Origin of the sequence: Microbacterium istanbulense (assembly GCF_037204145.1) — a bacterium.
Taxonomy (GTDB): Bacteria; Actinomycetota; Actinomycetes; order Actinomycetales; family Microbacteriaceae; genus Microbacterium; species Microbacterium istanbulense.
On the sequence record NZ_JBBDGN010000015.1, the window covers coordinates 43973 to 62735 of the forward strand.

Genomic DNA, 18763 nt, shown 5'->3' on the forward strand with positions numbered 1-18763 from the left:
GACCCCCATGCTCCGTATCGCCGTTCCCAACAAGGGTTCGCTGTCCGAAACCGCCGCAGAGATGCTCGCCGAGGCCGGGTACGCCGGTCGCCGCGACTCCAAGACGCTGCACCTGATCGACGTCGACAACGACGTCGAGTTCTTCTTCCTGCGCCCGCGTGACATCGCCACGTATGTCGCCTCCGGCGCGCTCGACGTCGGCATCACCGGCCGCGACCTGCTCCGCGACGTCCGCCAGCCCGACGCCCGCGAGATCGAGCAGCTCGGGTTCGCCCGCTCCACCTTCCGCTTCGCCGGCCCTCCCGGACGCTACTCGTCGATCGAGGAGCTGCACGGCATCCGTGTCGCCTCGGCATACCCGGGCCTCGTCGATGACTATCTGCGTGCGCACGGCGTCGAGGCACAGCTGGTGCCGCTCGACGGCGCCGTCGAGTCGGCCGTGCGCTTGGGCGTGGCCGATGTGATCGCCGACGTCGTCGAGACCGGCACCACGCTGCGGCAGGCCGGGCTCGAGATCTTCGGGCCGGTGATCATCGAGTCGGAGGCCGTGCTGATCAGCCGTCCCGGCGACGCCGACGGTACCGAGACGCTGCTCCGGCGCCTGCGCGGCGTGATGGTCGCCCGCCAGTACGTGCTGCTCGACTACGACCTGCCGGCCGACCTCGTCGACCAGGCGGTGGCCATCTCGCCCGGCCGCGAATCCGCGACGATCTCGCCGCTGCGGGATGCCGCCTGGGTGGCCGTCCGCGTGATGATCCCACGGCGCGGCATGAACCGTGTCATGGATGAGCTGTATGCACTGGGCGCCAGAGCCATCCTCGTCACCGCGATCCACGCCGCGAGGCTCTGATGACTCTCGCCGCCCGCGTGATCCCGTGCCTTGACGTGGCCGACGGCCGCGTCGTCAAGGGTGTGAACTTCCAGAACCTGCGCGATATGGGCGACCCGGTCGAACTGGCCTCGCACTATGCCGCACAGGGCGCGGACGAGATCACCTTCCTCGATGTCACCGCCACGGTGGATGCCAGGGCCACGACCTATGACGTGGTGCAGCGCACCGCGGAGCGCGTCTTCGTGCCACTGACGGTCGGTGGCGGGGTGCGCGGGGTCGACGACGTCGCCCGGCTGCTGTCGGTGGGAGCCGACAAGGTGGGCGTGAATTCTGCAGCCATCGCACGGCCCGCCCTGATCGGTGAGATCGCCGACCGCTTCGGCGCCCAGGTGCTCGTGCTCTCCCTCGACGTCAAACGCGCCGACACCACTGCATCCGGGTTCGTCGTCACCACGCACGGCGGCCGCACCGAGACCACCCTCGACGCCCTGGAATGGGCGCGGGAGGCCATCGAACGCGGCGCGGGGGAGTTGCTCGTCAACTCGATCGACGCGGACGGCACGCGCGACGGCTTCGACCTCGAACTCGTGCGTCTCATGCGTGAGGTCTCGTCTGTACCCGTGATCGCCTCGGGCGGAGCGGGAGCCGCAGCCGACTTCCCTCCGGCGATCGATGCGGGGGCGGATGCTGTGCTCGCCGCGAGCGTGTTCCATAACGGCACGCTCACCGTCGCCGATGTGAAGGACGCGCTGCGCGCGGATGGGGTGATCGTGCGATGAGCACGGTGGACGACGACATCGCCAAGGTCCGATGGAACGCCGATGGTCTGGTGCCGGTGATCGTCAAGCAATGGGATACCGCCGAGGTGCTCATGCTGGCGTGGATGGATGCCGAAGCGCTGCGACGCACGCTGACCGGTGGTCGTGCCGTGTACTGGTCCCGCTCCCGCCAGGAGTATTGGCGCAAGGGTGACACCTCCGGCAACACGCAGCGTGTGCACGGACTGCAGGTCGACTGTGACGGCGACACCCTGCTGCTGTCGGTCGACCAGCACGGCCCGGCATGCCACACAGGCACCCGCACCTGCTTCACCGGGCGCGACCTCACGCTCGCCTTCGAGGACGAATCGGCATGATGCGGCGGGCACGAAGCATCGCGGTGCTCGGCTTCCTGCTCGCCGGTGCCATCGGCATCATCTCGTCGACGCAGACATGGCTCACGGTGACCCGCGCGGACGGCGCGGCCGAGCTGCTGGTACCGGGCGCCTCGGCGCTGCCGCTGCTGGCCCCGCTGTCACTCGCCGTGCTGGCCCTGGGCGCTGCCCTCTCGATCGTCGGGCCCGTGCTGAGGTACGTCTTCGCGTTGCTCGCCGCCGCCGGTGCCGTGCTCCTCATCACGATGACCGTGCCGCTGGCCTTCGCCCCGCCCATCGCCGCCGTGGCGCCCACGGTCACCGAGGCGACCGGTCTCGCCGGCGATGAGGCGATGCGCGACATCATCGCTGTCATCGCCCCCACCGCGTGGCCGTCGATTGCCCTGGTGGGCTGGGCACTGCTGTTCGCCGCTGCCGTCTTCACGCTCGTCACCGCTCGCGGTTGGAAGCGCGGGGGTCGCCGCTACCAGGCCGACGCAGACGCGCACAACCGCAATGACGGCCCCCTGGATCCGGTCGATTCGTGGGACGAGCTGTCGCACGGAACCGATCCGACGAGCTGACCCCGATAGACTGACCTCATCGCCGACCTTCCCCGGAGGAGAACATGACCAACCCGATCGCCGACCCCGGACACGGACACTCGCCTGCTGCCTGGACGGCCGTTGTGATCATGCTGGTCGGCTTCGCCGCCGGCACCCTCGCGTTCTGCATGAACCAGCCCGCGTTCGTGTGGGCCTCTGCCGTCCTCATCGTGATCGGCCCCATCGTCGGGTGGATCCTCGCGAAGGCCGGTTACGGCGTGAACGGCCCGAAGTACTCGCCGAAGGCACACTGATGGTCCTCGCCGACCTGACGGCCGGCGCTGTGGAGGACGCAGAGCGTCGGGCCGTGACCCGGCCGTTGATCGATGTCGAGCGTGCCGCGCTCGCGCGCCCGGCCGCACTCGACGCGCTGGCCGCGCTCGCTCCGGCCGCGCGGGTCAAGATCATCGCCGAGGTCAAGCGGGCCAGCCCGTCTCGTGGTGCCCTCGCCGAGATCCCCGATCCCGCCCACCAGGCTGCCCTCTATGAGCAGGGCGGTGCGTCGGCGATCAGCGTGCTGACCGAGGAACGCCGCTTCGGCGGCAGCCTCGCCGATCTCGAGGCGGTCACCGCACGCGTCGGAATCCCGGTGTTGCGCAAGGACTTCATCGCCACGCCGTACCAGGTGTTCGAGGCGCGAGCCGCGGGCGCCGACCTCGTACTGCTCATCGTCGCCGGGCTCACCCGCGTACAGCTCACCGAGCTGTACGCGCTGATCCTCCAGCTGGGCATGACGCCGCTGGTCGAGACCCACTCCGCCGAGGAGCTCGAGATCGCGGTCGACCTGGGTGCCACCCTGATCGGCGTGAACGCCCGCGATCTGAAGACGCTCGAGCTCGACCGCGACCTGTTCGGACGCCTGGTCGATCGCATTCCTGATTCCGCGATCAAAATCGCCGAGTCTGCCGTGCTCACCCCCGACGACGTTGCGCACTACCGCCAGGCAGGTGCCGACGTCGTGCTCATCGGTGAGGCGCTCGTGACCGGAGATCCCGTCGCAACCCTCTCTCGTTTCCTGGAGGTCGGATGAGCCTGCGCGACCAGCACGGCCCGTTCTTCGGTGAGTTCGGCGGGCGGTACATGCCCGAATCCCTCATCGCCGCGATCGACGAACTGACCCAGGCCTACGAAGAGGCCATCGCCGACCCGGCGTTTCGCGCAGAGCTGGCCGGTCTGCTGCACTCCTACGCCGGTCGTCCCTCGCCGATCACCGAGGTGCCGCGCTTCGCCGAGCACGCTGGCGGCGCTCGGGTGTTCCTCAAGCGCGAGGATCTCAACCACACCGGCTCGCACAAGATCAACAACGTGCTCGGCCAGGCTCTGCTCACCAAGCGGCTGGGCAAGACACGCGTGATCGCTGAGACCGGCGCCGGCCAGCACGGTGTCGCCACCGCGACGGCAGCGGCCCTGTTCGGCCTGGACTGCACCATCTACATGGGTGAGGTCGACACCGAACGCCAGGCGCTCAACGTCGCCCGCATGCGGCTGCTGGGCGCGGAGGTCGTTCCCGTGACGACGGGATCGCGCACTCTCAAGGACGCGATCAATGACGCCTACCGCGACTGGGTCGCGACCGTCGAGAGCACCAACTACATCTTCGGCACGGCGGCAGGCCCGCATCCCTTCCCGGCGATGGTGCGCGACTTCCAGAAGATCATCGGCGAGGAGGCCCGCGAGCAGCTGCTCGTCGAGGCAGGCCGACTTCCGGATGCCGTCGTGGCGTGCGTAGGCGGCGGGTCGAACGCGATCGGCATGTTCGACGCGTTCCTGGATGACGCCGATGTGCGGCTCTACGGTGTCGAAGCCGCCGGCGACGGGGTGGACACTCCGAAGCACGCGGCGTCGATCGAACGCGGCCGCCCCGGTGTGCTGCACGGCGCGCGCACCTACGTGCTGCAGGACGAAGACGGCCAGACGATCGAGTCGCATTCGATCTCGGCAGGGCTGGACTACCCCGGCGTCGGGCCAGAGCACTCGTGGCTGGCCGACATCGGTCGGGCGGACTACATTCCCGCGACCGATGACGAGGCCATGCAGGCTCTCCGCCTGCTGAGCCGGACCGAGGGAATCATCCCCGCTATCGAGTCCGCCCATGCCCTCGCCGGTGCCCTGCGCATCGGCCGCGAGCTCGGGCCCGACGGCATCATCGCGGTCTGCCTGTCCGGCCGCGGCGACAAGGACATGGATACCGCCGCCCGCTACTTCGACCTGTACGACGCTGAGGACGAGAACGCATGAGCCGCGTCGAGAACGCGATCCGCCAGGCGCAGGCCGAGGGCCGCGGTGCCTTCGTCGGCTACCTGCCGGTCGGCTACCCCGACCTGCAGACCAGCATCGACGCGGCGCTCACGCTCGCGCGGAACGGCGTCGACATCATCGAACTGGGCCCGCCGTACAGCGACCCCGTGATGGACGGTGCCATCATCCAGGAGGCCACCCAGCACGCGCTGGCGAACGGTTTCAAGATGCGTGACCTCTTCACGGCCGTGGCAGCCATCACCGCCGAGACCGACGTGCCCGTCGTCGTGATGACCTACTGGAACCCCGTCGTGCAGTACGGCGTGGACCGCTACGCAGACGACCTGCTCGCCGCCGGCGGAGCAGGCCTGATCACTCCCGACATCACGCCTGAGGCGGCAGGGGACTGGATCGCCGCGAGTGAGCGCACCGGCCTTGACCGCATCTTCCTCGCCGCGCCGACGTCGACCGACGAGCGACTGGATCTCGTGATCGCCTCGTCCACCGGATTCGTCTACACCGTCTCGACCATGGGCATCACGGGGGAGCGCGCCGCGCTCGACCGTGCGGCCCGCACGCTCGTCGAGCGCCTGCGCGCACGCGACCCCGAGGTGCGCGCCTGTGTGGGCATCGGCATCTCGACGCCTGCCCAGGTGGCCGGGGTCGTCGAGTACGCCGACGGCGCGATCGTCGGCACCGCGCTTGTGCGCGCGCTGCGCGACGGCGGCCTCGACGCCCTCGCGACCACGACCCGAGCCCTTGCCGACGGCACCCCGTCGGCGCGATTCGACACAGGAAACTAGACTCACTCTCATGTCCCTCGCGCTTCACAGCACCGCCGGTGTGCTCACCAGCATCCCGAGCCCGCCCGTCAGCTCGTTCCAGATCGGCGGCCTGACCATCCACTTCTACGCGCTGTGCATCATCGCCGGGATCATCGCAGCCACGCTGATGACGAATTACCGCCTCACCAAGCGCGGAGCGGAGAAGTGGGTCGTGATCGACATCGCGATCCTCGCCGTGCCGCTGGCGATCATCGGTGCGCGCATCTTCCACGTGCTCACCCACCCCGACTTCTACTTCGGTCCGGACAAGAACACCTGGAACCCCTTCCAGCCCGGTTCGGTCTGGGCGATCTGGGAGGGTGGCATCGCGATCTACGGTGCGCTCATCGGCGGCGCGATCGGCGCCTGGCTCGGATGCCGCTGGACCGGCATCCGGTTCTGGACCTTCGCCGATGCGCTGGCCCCCGGCCTGCTGCTCGCACAGGCGATGGGCCGGTTCGGCAACTGGTTCAACCACGAGCTCTTCGGCCTGCCCACCGACCTGCCGTGGGGGCTGGAGATCGAGTCGACGAACGCCGCCTTCCCTCCCGGCCTGGCTGAAGGCACCCTCTTCCACCCCACCTTCCTCTACGAGGTCATCTGGAACGGCCTCGGCGTGCTGGTGCTTCTGTGGCTCGGGCGACGCCTGCAGCTGCAGTGGGGCAAGCTCTTCGCGGTCTACCTCATCTGGTACAGCGCCGGTCGCATCCTCTGGGAGTCGATCCGCATCGACCCGAGCGAGATCATCCTCGGCCTTCGCAGCAACGTCTGGGCCGCCATCATCGGTGTCGTCATCGGCATCGTCATCATCATCGTGCAGACGCGCCGCCACCCCGGCGCCGAGCCCTCCCCGTACATGCCCGGGCGCACCCCCGACTCGGTCGATGTACAATCGCAGAACAAACCCAGCGAGTACGTCGACGTGAGCGAGCCTCAGACGGACGAGAACGAAGCAGGAGTCCTCGCCACAAGCGACGCTCCCTCCAGCTGACACCGGCCCCCGAGGCGCGGGTCGCCTCGGGGGATCCTGCCCGCACTGCGCAGGCCGACGACGTCCTCCGTGCACCGAACCTATCGAGGACGGCAGCTATGGCTTCACGCCGCCATGTGAACGACCCCGCTCAGCCTGTGGGTCAGCAGTACCCGGCCGCACAGGGTCTCTACAACCCCGCCAATGAGAAGGACGCCTGTGGCCTCGCCATGGTCGCCACGCTCCGCGGCACGCCGGGGCACGACATCATCTCGCTCGCCTTGGAGGCGCTGCGCAACCTCGAGCACCGCGGTGCGATCGGCTCCGATGCCGGCACCGGCGACGGCGCAGGCATCCTCACGCAGATGCCCGACGCGTTCTTCCGCGATGTCGTCACCTTCGACCTTCCCCCGGTGGGCGAGTACGCAGCCGGTCTCGCCTTCCTCCCGCGCGACTCCGGTGCGCGCCGCGAGCAGAAGGCCGGCATCGAACGGATCGCCCGCGACGAGGGCCTCACGGTGCTCGGCTGGCGCGACGTGCCCACGGCCAATGAGAACCTGGGCAAGCTCGCCGACGAGGCACGCCCCGCGTTCGAGCAGCTGTTCGTCTCGCACCCCGCCGCCGGTGAGCACGCCGCGGCATCCGGCATCGCGCTGGACCGCCTCGCCTATCGCCTGCGCAAGCGTGCCGGTCACGAGCTCGGCGCCTACTTCGTGTCGCTGTCCTCGCGCACCCTCGGGTACAAGGGCATGGTCACCACGCTGCAGCTCGAGCCGTTCTACCCCGACCTGCAGGACGAGCGATTCGCCTCCGAGCTCGCCGTGGTGCACTCGCGCTATTCGACCAACACCTTCCCGTCGTGGCCGCTCGCGCAGCCGCTGCGCATGCTGGCCCACAACGGCGAGATCAACACCGTCGGCGGCAACCGTAACTGGATGCGGGCCCGCCAGTCACAGCTCGAGTCAGAGCTGCTCGGTGACATGAAGCCGCTGCTGCCGATCTGCACGGTCGGCGCGAGCGACTCGGCCTCGTTCGACGAGGTGCTCGAACTGCTCACCCTCACCGGACGCAGCCTGCCGCACGCCATCATGATGATGGTCCCGGAGGCCTGGGAGAAGCAGGCGGGGCTCGACCCGCAGCTGCGCGCGTTCTACGAGTACCACTCGAACCAGATGGAGCCGTGGGACGGCCCCGCCGCCCTGATCTTCACCGACGGCACGCTCGTCGGCGCGACCCTGGACCGCAACGGTCTTCGCCCGGGGCGGTGGACCGAGACAACCGACGGCCTCGTTGTCATCGGCAGTGAGACCGGCGTGCTCGAGTTCGAGCCCGAGCGCATCAAGCGCCGCGGACGGCTGCGTCCTGGTCGTATGTTCGTCGTCGACACCGCGCAGCGTCGCATCGTCGAGGACGACGAGATCAAGCAGGATCTCGCCGCCATGCACCCGTGGCAGGAGTGGCTCGACGAGGGCGCGGTGCGCCTGGCTGATCTGCCCGAGCGCGAGCACATCGTGCACCCGGCGGCATCCATCACGCGCCGTCAGCGCACCTTCGGCTACACCGAAGAAGAAGTGCGCATCCTTCTCACCCCGATGGGGCAGAACGGCGCGGAGCCGCTGGGTGCCATGGGCAGTGACACGCCGATCGCCGTGCTCAGCGACCGTCCGCGCCTGCTGTTCGACTACTTCGTGCAGCAGTTCGCCCAGGTCACCAACCCGCCCCTGGATGCGATCCGTGAAGAGGTCGTCACCAGCCTGCGCCTGGGCCTCGGGCCCGAGCGCAACCTGCTCTCGTGGGGACCGGAGCACGCCCGCACGGTCACCCTCGACTTCCCGGTGATCGACAACGACGAACTCGCCAAGATCCGCCACATCGACCGGGTGCTTCCCGGCCGTTCCAGCGCGACCATCAAGGGCCTGTACCACTTCGATGCCGGCCCCCACACGCTCACGGAGCGTCTCGAGGAGATGTGCGCCGAAGCGGATGCCGCGATCGAGCAGGGCGCCGAGCTGCTGATCCTCTCGGATCGCGACTCCAACAAGGACCTCACGCCGATCCCGTCGCTGCTCATGGTCGCGGCTGTGCACCATCATCTGATCCGCAAGGAGAACCGGATGAAGGTCGGCCTCATCGTCGAGGCCGGTGACGTCCGCGAAGTGCACCACGTCGCGACCCTGCTCGGCTACGGCGCCTCCGCGGTCAACCCGTACCTGGCCATGGAGACCGTCGAGCATCTCGTGCGCACCGGCTACATCACCGGGATCACGCCCGAGAAGGCCGTGCGCAACCTCATCTACGCGCTCGGCAAGGGCGTGCTGAAGATCATGTCGAAGATGGGCATCTCGACCGTCGGCTCGTACGCCGGCGCGCAGGTGTTCGAGGCCGTAGGCCTCAGCCAGGAGCTCGTCGACGCCTACTTCACCGGCACCGAGACGAAGCTCGGCGGCATCACCATCGAGGATGTGTTCGCCGAGAACCAGGCCCGTCACGACTTCGCCTATCCGGAAGATACCGCCGCGCGTGTGCACGAACGGCTGTGGACCGGCGGCGAGTACCAGTGGCGTCGCGATGGATCGCCGCACCTGTTCAACCCAGAGACGGTGTTCCGGCTGCAGCACTCCACGCGCACTCGCCGGTACGACATCTTCCGTGAGTACACGAAGCTCGTCGACGACCAGGCGCGTGACCTGAAGACGCTGCGCGGGCTGTTCGAACTGCGCACGGGGGAGCGCCACCCGGTTCCGCTCGACGAGGTCGAACCGGTCAGCGAGATCGTGAAGCGCTTCTCGACCGGAGCGATGAGCTACGGCTCCATCTCGAAGGAAGCGCACGAGACCCTGGCGATCGCCATGAACCGGATCGGCGGCAAGTCGAACACCGGTGAGGGCGGCGAGGATCCCGATCGGCTGGTCGACCCCGAGCGTCGCAGCGCCATCAAGCAGGTGGCCTCCGGCCGCTTCGGCGTGACCAGTCAGTACCTCACCGAAGCCGACGACCTGCAGATCAAGCTGGCGCAGGGCGCCAAGCCGGGCGAGGGCGGTCAGCTGCCGCCGCAGAAGGTGTACCCGTGGGTGGCGCGGACGCGTCATGCGACCCCCGGCGTCGGACTCATCTCGCCGCCTCCGCACCACGACATCTACTCGATCGAAGATCTCAAGCAGCTGATCTTCGACCTCAAGCGCGCGAACCCGAGCGCCCGTATCCACACCAAGCTCGTGAGCCAGTCGGGCATCGGCGCGGTCGCTGCGGGAGTCGCCAAGGCCCTCAGCGATGTCGTGCTCGTCTCGGGTCATGACGGCGGCACCGGCGCGAGCCCGCTGAACTCGCTCAAGCACGCCGGCACCCCCTGGGAGCTGGGGCTGGCCGAGACGCAGCAGACCCTCATGCTCAACGGCATGCGCGGCCGGGTCGTGGTGCAGGTGGACGGACAGCTCAAGACCGGCCGCGATGTGATCATCGGCGCGCTGCTCGGTGCTGAGGAGTTCGGCTTCGCGACGGCGCCGCTGGTGGTCAGCGGATGCATCATGATGCGGGTCTGCCACCTTGACACCTGCCCCGTGGGCGTCGCCACGCAGAACCCTGTCTTGCGCGAGCGTTTCACCGGCAAGCCGGAGTTCGTCGTCAACTTCATGGAGTTCATCGCCGAAGAGGTGCGTGAGATCCTCGCCGAGCTCGGCTACCGTTCGCTCGACGAGATCATCGGCCGCGCGGACCTGCTGCGCACCGATGCCGCCATCCGGCACTGGAAGACCGACGGGCTCGATCTGTCGCCGATCCTCGACGGCCCCGTGTTCCCGGCGAGTGAGCCGCGTCGCAGCGGCCGCGAGCAGGACCACGAGCTGCAGAAGCACTTCGACCGCCAGCTCATTCGGATGGCCAACGAGGCGCTCGTGGACCGTGCTCCCGTGGTGATCGAGTTGCCGATCCGCAACACCGAGCGCGCGGTCGGCACCATGCTCGGACACGAGGTCACCTCGCGCTTCGGTGCCGAAGGCCTCGCTCGCGAGACGATCGACGTCATCCTGCACGGCACCGCCGGTCAGTCGCTGGGGGCTTTCCTGCCGCCGGGAATCACGCTGCGCCTGGAAGGCGATGCGAACGACTACGTCGGCAAGGGGCTCTCGGGCGGTGACATCACGATTCGTCCGCCGCGGGATGCGACCTTCGCGCCGCATCACAACGTCGTCGCCGGCAACGTGATCGGCTACGGCGCGACCTCGGGCACGATGTTCATCTCGGGCGTCGTAGGGGAGCGCTTCCTGGTGCGCAACTCCGGTGCCACGGCCGTGGTCGAGGGCGTGGGAGACCACGCACTCGAATACATGACCGGTGGACTGGCCGTCATCCTCGGCGAGACCGGACGCAACCTCGGTGCCGGCATGTCGGGTGGTGTGGCCTACGTGCGGGGCCTGCAGCGCGAGAACATCAACGCCCAGGCGCTGGAGACGGGCGAGCTGCGCCTGGAGCCGCTGGATCGCGCCGACCTCGAGGTGCTGCGCAGCCTGCTCGTCGAGCATGTCGAGCGCACCGCCTCGCCCCTCGCGGCCGAGCTGCTGGAGTCGTTCGACTCCGCGCAGGCCGAGTTCACCAAGGTGCTGCCGCGCGACTTCGCCGCAGTGCAGAGCACTCGTCAGACCGCAGAAGCTGAGGGGCTGGACCCCGACGGCGATGTCGTCTGGAACCGCATCCTGGAGGTGACCGGTGGCTGATCCCAAGGGCTTCCTAACCACGACCGAACGCGAGCTCCCCGCTCGCCGTCCCGTGCCCGTGCGCATCATGGACTGGAAAGAGGTGTACGAGCCGGGCAGCCGCACGGTGCTGCGCCGCCAGGCTGGCCGCTGCATGGACTGCGGTGTGCCGTTCTGCCATTCCGGATGCCCGCTGGGCAATCTCATCCCCGAGTGGAACGACCTCACCTGGCGCGGCGAAGACCGAGCGGCGATCGAGCGGCTGCACGCGACGAACAACTTCCCGGAGTTCACCGGTCGCCTGTGCCCGGCCCCCTGTGAGAGCGCCTGCGTGCTGAGCATCAATCAGCCCGCCGTCACGATCAAGCAGGTCGAGGTGTCGATCATCGACGAGGCCTTCGCCAAGGGCTGGGTTGACCCGCAGCCTCCGGCACGCCTGACCGGCAAGACGGTCGCCGTGGTCGGCTCGGGTCCTGCCGGACTCGCCGCCGCGCAGCAGCTGACGCGCGCCGGCCACACGGTCGCGGTGTTCGAGCGCGATGACCGCATCGGCGGTCTGCTGCGCTACGGCATCCCGGACTTCAAGATGGAGAAGCGGCACCTCGAGTCTCGCCTGCGTCAGATGCAGGAGGAGGGTACGCGGTTCCGCGCCGGTGTGGAGATCGGCAAGGACATCTCGTGGGATGAGCTGCGCAGCCGCTACGACGCGGTGCTTGTCGCGACCGGCTCGACCGTGCCGCGGGACCTGCCGATCCCCGGTCGTGATCTCGATGGTGTGCACTTCGCGATGGAGTACCTCGTCGAGTCGAACAAGGCCACCGCCGGCGACACCGTCTCGGACCAGATCACCGCCGAGGGCAAGCATGTCGTCGTGATCGGCGGTGGCGACACCGGTGCCGACTGCATCGGCACCGCCCACCGGCAGGGTGCCGTCAGCGTGACCAACCTCGCCATCGGTCGCCAGCCCGGCGACACGCGACCCGACCACCAGCCGTGGCCGACCATGCCGACGCTCTTCGAAGTGCAGTCCGCACACGAGGAAGGCGGCGAGCGGCACTATCTGGCATCGACCGTCGAGTTCCTCAGCAACGACGTCGGCGAGGTGCGCGCTCTGCGCGTGGCCGAAACCGAGTTCGTCGACGGCCGTCGCGTGCCCAAGAGCGGCACCGAGCGCGAGATCCCCGCCGACCTGGTGCTGATCGCCATGGGCTTCACCGGCCCCGAGACCGACGGCTTCGACGGTGAGACGCGCCCGACCATCACCGACCGCGGCAACATCCACCGTGAGAACGACTACCAGACGGCGGTTCCGGGCGTGTTCGTCGCCGGTGACGCCGGTCGTGGCCAGTCGCTCATCGTGTGGGCGATCGCTGAGGGCCGCGCCGCGGCCGCCGCGATGGACCGTCATCTGATGGGGGAGACCATGCTTCCCTCGCCCGTCGGACCGAATGATGTCGCGCTGAGCGTGCCGCCCGGCGTAGGCTGAGCGCGGCAACGACGCCTGGTATATCCCCCACCCCTACCCTGGAGAAGATGTTGAGACGCGCGAAGATCGTCGCCACACTCGGCCCTGCCACCTCGACCTATGAGTCCGTTCGCGCACTCATCGATGCGGGCGTCGATGTCGCCCGCCTGAACCTCAGCCACGGTGACTACTCCGTGCACGACGCCAACTACGCCAATGTCCGCCGCGCTGCGGAGGACTCGGGTCGTGCCGTCTCCGTGCTCGTCGACCTGCAGGGGCCGAAGATCCGTCTCGGCCGGTTCGAGGACGGCCCGTACGAGCTCGCGGTCGGTGACATCTTCAAGATCACCACCGAAGACATCATCGGCAACAAGGAGATCTGCGGAACCACCTTCAAGGGCCTGCCGCAGGACGTCAAGCCCGGTGACTTTCTGCTGATCGACGACGGCAAGGTGCGGGTGGAGGTCATCGACACCGATGGCGTCACCGTCACCACCCGCGTCGTCGTGGCCGGCGCGGTCTCGAACAACAAGGGCATCAACCTGCCCGGCGTCGCCGTCAACGTCCCCGCGCTCAGCGAGAAGGACGAAGACGATCTGCGCTGGGGTCTGCGCATCGGCGCCGACCTGATCGCACTGTCGTTCGTGCGCAGCGCCGATGACGTCGTGCGCGTGCACGAGATCATGGCCGAAGAGGGCATCAAGGTGCCGGTCATCGCCAAGGTCGAGAAGCCGCAGGCGGTCGACGCGCTCGAAGAGATCGTCGACGCGTTCGACGGCATCATGGTCGCCCGTGGCGATCTGGGCGTCGAGCTGCCGCTGGAGGCCGTGCCGATCGTGCAGAAGCGTGCCGTCGAGATCGCCCGCCGCATGGCGAAGCCGGTCATCGTGGCCACGCAGATGCTCGAGTCCATGATCTCCAGCCCGGTGCCGACGCGCGCCGAGACCTCTGACGTGGCCAACGCGGTGCTCGACGGCGCCGACGCGGTCATGCTCTCGGGTGAGACCAGCGTGGGCGAGTACCCGGTGAAGGTCGTCGAGACGATGGCCCGCATCATCGAATCGACCGAAGAGCACGGTCTGGAGCGTATCCAGCCCCTGACCACCAAGCCCCGCACGCAGGGCGGCGCGATCACGCTGGCTGCTCTCGAAGTCGCCGAGTTCGTCGACGCGAAGTTCCTGTGCGTGTTCACCCAGTCGGGTGACTCCGCCCGTCGCCTCTCGCGTCTGCGCTCGCGCATTCCGATGGTCGCGTTCACCCCGATTCCCGGCATCCGTCGCCGTCTGGCGCTGGTCTGGGGCATCAAGCCGACCCTGGTCGACGAGGTCAAGCACACCGACCTCATGTACCTGCAGGTCGACAACTATCTGCTCACCAACGACCTGGCCAAGGAGGGTGACAAGGTCGTCGTGATCTCCGGTTCCCCTCCCGGGATCATCGGCTCGACCAACGACATCCGCGTGCACAAGGTCGGAGACGCCGTTGGTGGCGCCGCTCCGGTCTACAAGACCGGGATCTGAGACTCAACACGCGCGAGGGGCGGGGCCGCACGGCTCCGCCCCTTACGTGTGCGCTAGAGTCATCCACGGGCCGGCGTGGCGGAATGGCAGACGCGGAGCACTCAAAATGCTTTGTCCGAAAGGGCGTGTGGGTTCGAGTCCCACCGCCGGCACTGTGATCGCGGGTCGCCCTCGGGCGGCCGGCACTGAAGAAAACTCTCTCGATTAGGATGGTTCTGTGACTGAGGAAGAACAGCCCGTACAGGCCGAGCAGCCCACGGCATCCGCTCCGCGACGCGTCGTCGTCGCTGAGGACGAATCGCTCATCCGTCTCGACATCGTCGAGATCCTGCGCGACAACGGCTTCGACGTCGTCGGCGAGGCCGGAGACGGCGAGACTGCCGTGGCCCTGGCGACCGAGCTGCGCCCCGACCTGGTCATCATGGACGTCAAGATGCCGCAGCTCGATGGCATCAGCGCCGCCGAGAAGCTGCACAAGGGCAACATCGCCCCGGTCGTGCTGCTGACCGCCTTCAGCCAGAAGGAGCTCGTCGAGCGCGCGAGCGAGGCCGGCGCCCTGGCGTACGTGGTCAAGCCGTTCACCCCGAACGACCTGCTGCCCGCGATCGAGATCGCCCTCGCCCGTCACGAGCAGATCATCACGCTCGAGGCCGAGGTCGCCGACATGGTCGAGCGCTTCGAGACCCGCAAGCTCGTCGACCGCGCCAAGGGCCTGCTGAACGAGAAGATGGGCCTTTCGGAGCCCGAGGCGTTCCGCTGGATCCAGAAGGCGTCGATGGACCGTCGCCTCACCATGCAGGACGTCGCGAAGGCGATCATCGAGCAGCTCGCTCCCAAGAAGTGAGCACGGATCTCGGCGACGGGATCCTGCTGCGCGCCCTGCACAAGGGGGACGCCGCTGCCCTCGCCGAGGCCTACACACACAACCGGGCACATCTGGCTCCCTGGGAGCCGGCGCGCGCGGAGGAGTACTTCACTCTTCCGCGCCAGGAGCAGCTCGTCGCGTACACGCTGGATGACGTCGCAGCCGGGCGCAGTTGGGCGCTGGTGTTGACGGATGCCGATCAGCGCATCGTCGGCCGAGTGAACCTCAGCGACATCGTGCGCGGTGCCTTCCAGAGCGCCCACCTCGGCTACTGGATCGACGCGCGCCTGACCGGGCGCGGTCTCATGCGACGAGCGATCCAGAAGGCTCTCGCGCACGCGCGCGACGACCTCGGGTTGCACCGCGTGCAGGCCGCAACGCTCGTGCACAACACCGCATCGCAGCGGGTACTCGCGGCGGCGGGATTCACGCCCATCGGCCGCGCGGAGCGCTACCTGCACATCGCGGGGGAGTGGCAGGACCACCTGCTGTTCCAGCGCCTCCTGGACTAGCCTCAACCGGCGCTGGGGAGATCCTTGATCATGTTCGTGATGCGGATCGTCGAGCAGCGCCGCCCCTGATCGTCGGTGATCACGATCTCGTGCACGGTGATGCTGCGCCCGAGGTGGATCGGCGTGCACACCCCGGTGACGGTTCCCTCAGAGGCTGAACGCGTGTGGGTGGCGTTGATATCGACGCCCACAGCGAGACGGCCGGGACCGGCGTGCAGGTTCGCCGACATCGAACCGAGTGATTCGCCGAGCACCACATAGGCACCGCCGTGCATGATGCCGACCGGTTGCGTGTTGCCGGCCACCGGCATGGTGCCGACGCTGCGCTCGACGGAGAACTCGGTGAACTCGATGCCCATCTTCTCGGCCAGCGCGCCCTTGCCCCGCTGCATGGCCCATTCGAGTCCTGGCGTCAGGGTCTCTTCGCTCACAGGTACTCCTCGTCGGGTGCGTGTCGGTCCCGGTCGTTAGGCTGACAGGGTGACGGACTCCGCAAAGCCTACCCTCATGGTCGTCGACGGCCATTCGCTCGCCTACCGCGCCTTCTTCGCGCTGCCGGTCGAGAACTTCACCACCAAAGACAACCAGCACACGAACGCCATCTACGGCTTCCTGTCGATGCTGGTGAACCTCATCAAGGCCGAGAAGCCGACGCACATGGCGATCGCCTTCGACACGTCGCGACGCTCGTTCCGCACCGACGAATACCCCGAGTACAAGGCCACACGCTCCGAGACGCCGCAGGAGTTCCGCGGGCAGATCCCGCTGCTGCAAGACGTGCTCTCGGCGATGTCGATCACGGTGCTCACCAAGGAGGGCATCGAGGCAGACGACATCCTCGCCACGCTCGCCGCGCAGGGCGCAGATCAGGGCTATGACGTGCTCGTCGTGTCGGGTGACCGCGACACCATCCAGCTCGTCACCGACGAGGTGACCCTGCTGTACCCGTCTGTGCAGGGCGTCTCGCAGCTCAAGCGGTACGACCCGGTGACCGTGCAGGAGCGCTATGGCGTGCGACCGGAGCAGTATCCCGACATCGCCGCGCTCGTCGGCGAGACGAGCGACAACCTGCCCGGTGTGCCGAAGGTGGGGGAGAAGACCGCGGTGAAGTGGCTCACCCAGTTCGGCAGCCTCGATGAACTGCTCGATCGCGCCGGCGAGATCAAGGGCGTCGTGGGCGGCAACCTGCGCGAGCACATCGACGACGTGCGCCGCAATCGCAAGCTCAACCGTCTGCTCAACGACGTCGAGCTGCCCGTCGGACCCGCTGATCTGGCCGTGGCGCCGATCGATGCGCAGGCCGTGCGTGACATCTTCGCCCGCCTGGAGTTCCGCACGCTCCTGCCCCGCGTGTTTGAAGCGGTCGGCGCCGAAGAGGTCGAGGACGACGCCGCGGTGGTGGCCATCCCCACCGCCGAGCAGGTCACTCCCGAGGTCCTGGCGGCATGGGTCGGCACCCAGCAGGCGCCGGTGGGCATGACGCTGACGGTCGCCGGTGGCCGCGGCCTGCGGCTGGGTCTTGCGACCGACACCGAGCTGCGCGAGACGGATTGGACGGATGCCGCTGCCGCGGCCCTGGGTGACTGGCTCGCCTCCGACACTCCCAAGGTGCTCCACGACGCCAAACCGCAGGTGAAGGCGCTCGACGTCGCGGGCATCCGTCTGGGCGGACTGGCCGACGACACGCTGCTCGCCGGCTGGCTGATGCGCCCGAGCTTCCCCGACAAGACCCTGGGCAACCTCGTCGAGCGGTACCTCGGCGAGAAGGTGCCCGAGGCCGACCCTGGCCAGCTCGTGCCCGAGCACGAAGGCGCCACTCCCGCTCAGGAGGCGTGGTTCGCGCTGCGGGTGAGCCGAGCCCTGCGCGAGGACATGCCCGACTCGGTCGCCACGGTGCTCACCGACATCGAGCTGCCCACCTTGCAGACGCTCGCCGCGATGGAGCTCGCCGGCGTCGCCGTGTCGCACCCGGCGCTCTCCGAGTTCTCGTCCGAGCTCGCCGAGCGTGCGGCGGCGATCGCGCAAGACGCGTACGCGACCATCGGTCGGGAGGTGAACCTCGGCTCGCCCAAGCAGTTGCAAGAGGTGCTGTTCGACGAGCTCGAGCTGCCGAAGACCCGCAAGACGAAGACCGGCTATTCGACGGATGCCGCGGCTCTCGCCGATCTGCAGGAATCGGCGCCGCATCCCTTCCTCGAGCTGCTCTCGCAGCACCGTGAGGCGACCAAGCTGCGACAGATCATCGAGTCGCTGGATGCCGCGATCAAGCCCGATCACCGCATCCACACCACCTACGTGCAGACCGGCAGCCAGACGGGTCGCCTCTCCAGCACCGACCCGAACCTGCAGAACATCCCCGTGCGCACCGAGGAGTCCCGCCGCATCCGCAGCGCGTTCCAGGTGGGCGAGGGCTACGAGACCCTGCTGACGGCGGACTACTCGCAGATCGAGATGCGCATCATGGCGCACCTGTCGGGCGATGAGGGCCTGATCGAGGCGTTCAACTCAGGCGAGGACCTGCACCGCTTCGTGGGTGCCCGCGTGTTCGGCGTCGAGCCGGCCGAGGTCACCTCGGCGATGCGCACCAAGGTCAAGGCGATGTCGTACGGCCTGGTCTACGGGCTATCGGCCTTCGGCCTGTCCAAGCAGCTGCGCATCGAGCAGGCCGAGGCCAAGCAGCTCATGCTCGAGTACTTCGCCCGTTTCGGTGCCGTACGCGATTACCTGCGCGCCTCAGTGATGGCGGCGAAGGAGGTCGGGTACACCGAGACGATCTTCGGGCGCCGGCGCCCCTTCCCCGATCTCTCCAGCCCCAACCGCGTGCTGCGCGAGAACGCCGAGCGTGCCGCGCTGAACGCGCCCATCCAGGGCAGTGCGGCCGACATCATGAAGATCGCCCTGTTCCACATCCACGACGACCTGCAGCACGAAGGTATGTCGTCGCGGGTGCTGTTGCAGATCCACGACGAACTCGTGGTCGAGGTCGCGCCCGGTGAGTGGGATGCGGCGGAACGCATCGTTCGGGAGCGGATGGCGGGGGCTGCAGACCTGTCCGTGCCGCTGGACGTGCAGGTCGGTCGAGGCCAGGACTGGAACGAGGCGGCTCACTGAC

General features: G+C 68.2%; 16 protein-coding genes and 1 tRNA gene. 16 read left to right on the top strand and 1 reads right to left on the bottom strand.

Annotated elements, in window-relative coordinates:
* Positions 1 to 7 precede the first annotated feature (7 nt).
* The 15 genes from hisG (at position 8) to WDU93_RS13445 (ending at position 15651) form a co-directional block, all read left to right on the top strand.
* Complete coding sequence (hisG, locus tag WDU93_RS13375; RefSeq protein ID WP_337321467.1) at positions 8 to 850, top strand: ATP phosphoribosyltransferase; 843 nt, start codon at positions 8 to 10, stop codon at positions 848 to 850.
* On the top strand, positions 850 to 1611 hold the full coding sequence (gene hisF / locus WDU93_RS13380) for an imidazole glycerol phosphate synthase subunit HisF (protein ID WP_337321469.1): 762 nt from the start codon (positions 850 to 852) through the stop codon (positions 1609 to 1611). Before hisG ends, hisF begins: the two co-directional genes overlap by 1 nt.
* Positions 1608 to 1967, top strand: coding sequence for a phosphoribosyl-AMP cyclohydrolase (gene hisI / locus WDU93_RS13385; protein ID WP_337321471.1), 360 nt, complete (start codon positions 1608 to 1610; stop codon positions 1965 to 1967). Before hisF ends, hisI begins: the two co-directional genes overlap by 4 nt.
* A complete protein-coding gene (locus WDU93_RS13390; protein ID WP_337321473.1) occupies positions 1964 to 2548 on the top strand; it encodes a Trp biosynthesis-associated membrane protein in 585 nt (194 codons plus the stop codon). Before hisI ends, WDU93_RS13390 begins: the two co-directional genes overlap by 4 nt.
* Positions 2549 to 2592: 44 nt before the next feature.
* Complete coding sequence (locus WDU93_RS13395; RefSeq protein ID WP_337321475.1) at positions 2593 to 2823, top strand: DUF6704 family protein; 231 nt, start codon at positions 2593 to 2595, stop codon at positions 2821 to 2823.
* On the top strand, positions 2823 to 3599 hold the full coding sequence (gene trpC, locus WDU93_RS13400; protein ID WP_337321477.1) for an indole-3-glycerol phosphate synthase TrpC: 777 nt from the start codon (positions 2823 to 2825) through the stop codon (positions 3597 to 3599). The genes WDU93_RS13395 and trpC overlap by 1 nt, the downstream gene beginning before the upstream one ends.
* On the top strand, positions 3596 to 4807 hold the full coding sequence (trpB, locus tag WDU93_RS13405) for a tryptophan synthase subunit beta (protein ID WP_337321479.1): 1212 nt from the start codon (positions 3596 to 3598) through the stop codon (positions 4805 to 4807). The genes trpC and trpB overlap by 4 nt, the downstream gene beginning before the upstream one ends.
* Positions 4804 to 5610, top strand: coding sequence for a tryptophan synthase subunit alpha (trpA, locus tag WDU93_RS13410; RefSeq protein WP_337321481.1), 807 nt, complete (start codon positions 4804 to 4806; stop codon positions 5608 to 5610). The genes trpB and trpA overlap by 4 nt, the downstream gene beginning before the upstream one ends.
* A 10-nt stretch (positions 5611 to 5620) precedes the next feature.
* Positions 5621 to 6622 carry a prolipoprotein diacylglyceryl transferase gene (gene lgt / locus WDU93_RS13415; protein ID WP_337321483.1) on the top strand — a complete coding sequence of 334 codons (1002 nt, stop codon included), beginning with the start codon at positions 5621 to 5623 and terminating at the stop codon, positions 6620 to 6622.
* A 98-nt stretch (positions 6623 to 6720) separates the two neighbouring features.
* Positions 6721 to 11310 (top strand): glutamate synthase large subunit, encoded by a 4590-nt coding sequence (gene gltB, locus WDU93_RS13420; RefSeq protein WP_337321485.1) that lies wholly within the window; start codon positions 6721 to 6723, stop codon positions 11308 to 11310.
* Positions 11303 to 12775 carry a glutamate synthase subunit beta gene (locus WDU93_RS13425; RefSeq protein ID WP_337321487.1) on the top strand — a complete coding sequence of 491 codons (1473 nt, stop codon included), beginning with the start codon at positions 11303 to 11305 and terminating at the stop codon, positions 12773 to 12775. Before gltB ends, WDU93_RS13425 begins: the two co-directional genes overlap by 8 nt.
* A 50-nt stretch (positions 12776 to 12825) precedes the next feature.
* Positions 12826 to 14274 carry a pyruvate kinase gene (gene pyk / locus WDU93_RS13430; protein ID WP_337321529.1) on the top strand — a complete coding sequence of 483 codons (1449 nt, stop codon included), beginning with the start codon at positions 12826 to 12828 and terminating at the stop codon, positions 14272 to 14274.
* A 69-nt stretch (positions 14275 to 14343) separates the two neighbouring features.
* Positions 14344 to 14426 (top strand) — tRNA-Leu (locus WDU93_RS13435).
* A gap of 65 nt (positions 14427 to 14491) precedes the next feature.
* On the top strand, positions 14492 to 15118 hold the full coding sequence (locus WDU93_RS13440; RefSeq protein WP_337321489.1) for an ANTAR domain-containing response regulator: 627 nt from the start codon (positions 14492 to 14494) through the stop codon (positions 15116 to 15118).
* Positions 15115 to 15651, top strand: coding sequence for a GNAT family N-acetyltransferase (locus tag WDU93_RS13445; protein WP_337321491.1), 537 nt, complete (start codon positions 15115 to 15117; stop codon positions 15649 to 15651). Before WDU93_RS13440 ends, WDU93_RS13445 begins: the two co-directional genes overlap by 4 nt.
* 2 nt (positions 15652 to 15653) lie before the next feature.
* On the opposite strand, the gene WDU93_RS13450 is transcribed toward WDU93_RS13445, so the two are convergent.
* Positions 15654 to 16043: a hotdog fold thioesterase gene (locus tag WDU93_RS13450; protein ID WP_337321530.1), complete on the bottom strand. Its 390-nt coding sequence runs from the start codon at positions 16041 to 16043 to the stop codon at positions 15654 to 15656.
* A gap of 88 nt (positions 16044 to 16131) precedes the next feature.
* Here WDU93_RS13450 and polA point away from each other — a divergent pair, with 88 nt between their 5' ends.
* Entirely contained in the window at positions 16132 to 18762 is a 2631-nt protein-coding gene (gene polA / locus WDU93_RS13455; protein WP_337321493.1) for a DNA polymerase I, read from the top strand.
* The last annotated feature ends 1 nt before the right edge of the window (position 18763 follow it).

What these genes read in the sequence shown, in the direction of transcription:
- lgt (WP_337321483.1), top strand. Translation starts at nt 5,621, where the DNA reads ATGTCCCTCGCGCTTCACAGCACCGCCGGTGTGCTCACCAGCATCCCG.
- gltB (WP_337321485.1), top strand. Translation starts at nt 6,721, where the DNA reads ATGGCTTCACGCCGCCATGTGAACGACCCCGCTCAGCCTGTGGGTCAG.
- hisF (WP_337321469.1), top strand. Translation starts at nt 850, where the DNA reads ATGACTCTCGCCGCCCGCGTGATCCCGTGCCTTGACGTGGCCGACGGC.
- hisI (WP_337321471.1), top strand. Translation starts at nt 1,608, where the DNA reads ATGAGCACGGTGGACGACGACATCGCCAAGGTCCGATGGAACGCCGAT.
- trpB (WP_337321479.1), top strand. Translation starts at nt 3,596, where the DNA reads ATGAGCCTGCGCGACCAGCACGGCCCGTTCTTCGGTGAGTTCGGCGGG.
- WDU93_RS13395 (WP_337321475.1), top strand. Translation starts at nt 2,593, where the DNA reads ATGACCAACCCGATCGCCGACCCCGGACACGGACACTCGCCTGCTGCC.
- WDU93_RS13390 (WP_337321473.1), top strand. Translation starts at nt 1,964, where the DNA reads ATGATGCGGCGGGCACGAAGCATCGCGGTGCTCGGCTTCCTGCTCGCC.
- hisG (WP_337321467.1), top strand. Translation starts at nt 8, where the DNA reads ATGCTCCGTATCGCCGTTCCCAACAAGGGTTCGCTGTCCGAAACCGCC.
- WDU93_RS13450 (WP_337321530.1), bottom strand. Translation starts at nt 16,043, where the DNA reads ATGCAGCGGGGCAAGGGCGCGCTGGCCGAGAAGATGGGCATCGAGTTC.
- trpA (WP_337321481.1), top strand. Translation starts at nt 4,804, where the DNA reads ATGAGCCGCGTCGAGAACGCGATCCGCCAGGCGCAGGCCGAGGGCCGC.
- trpC (WP_337321477.1), top strand. Translation starts at nt 2,823, where the DNA reads ATGGTCCTCGCCGACCTGACGGCCGGCGCTGTGGAGGACGCAGAGCGT.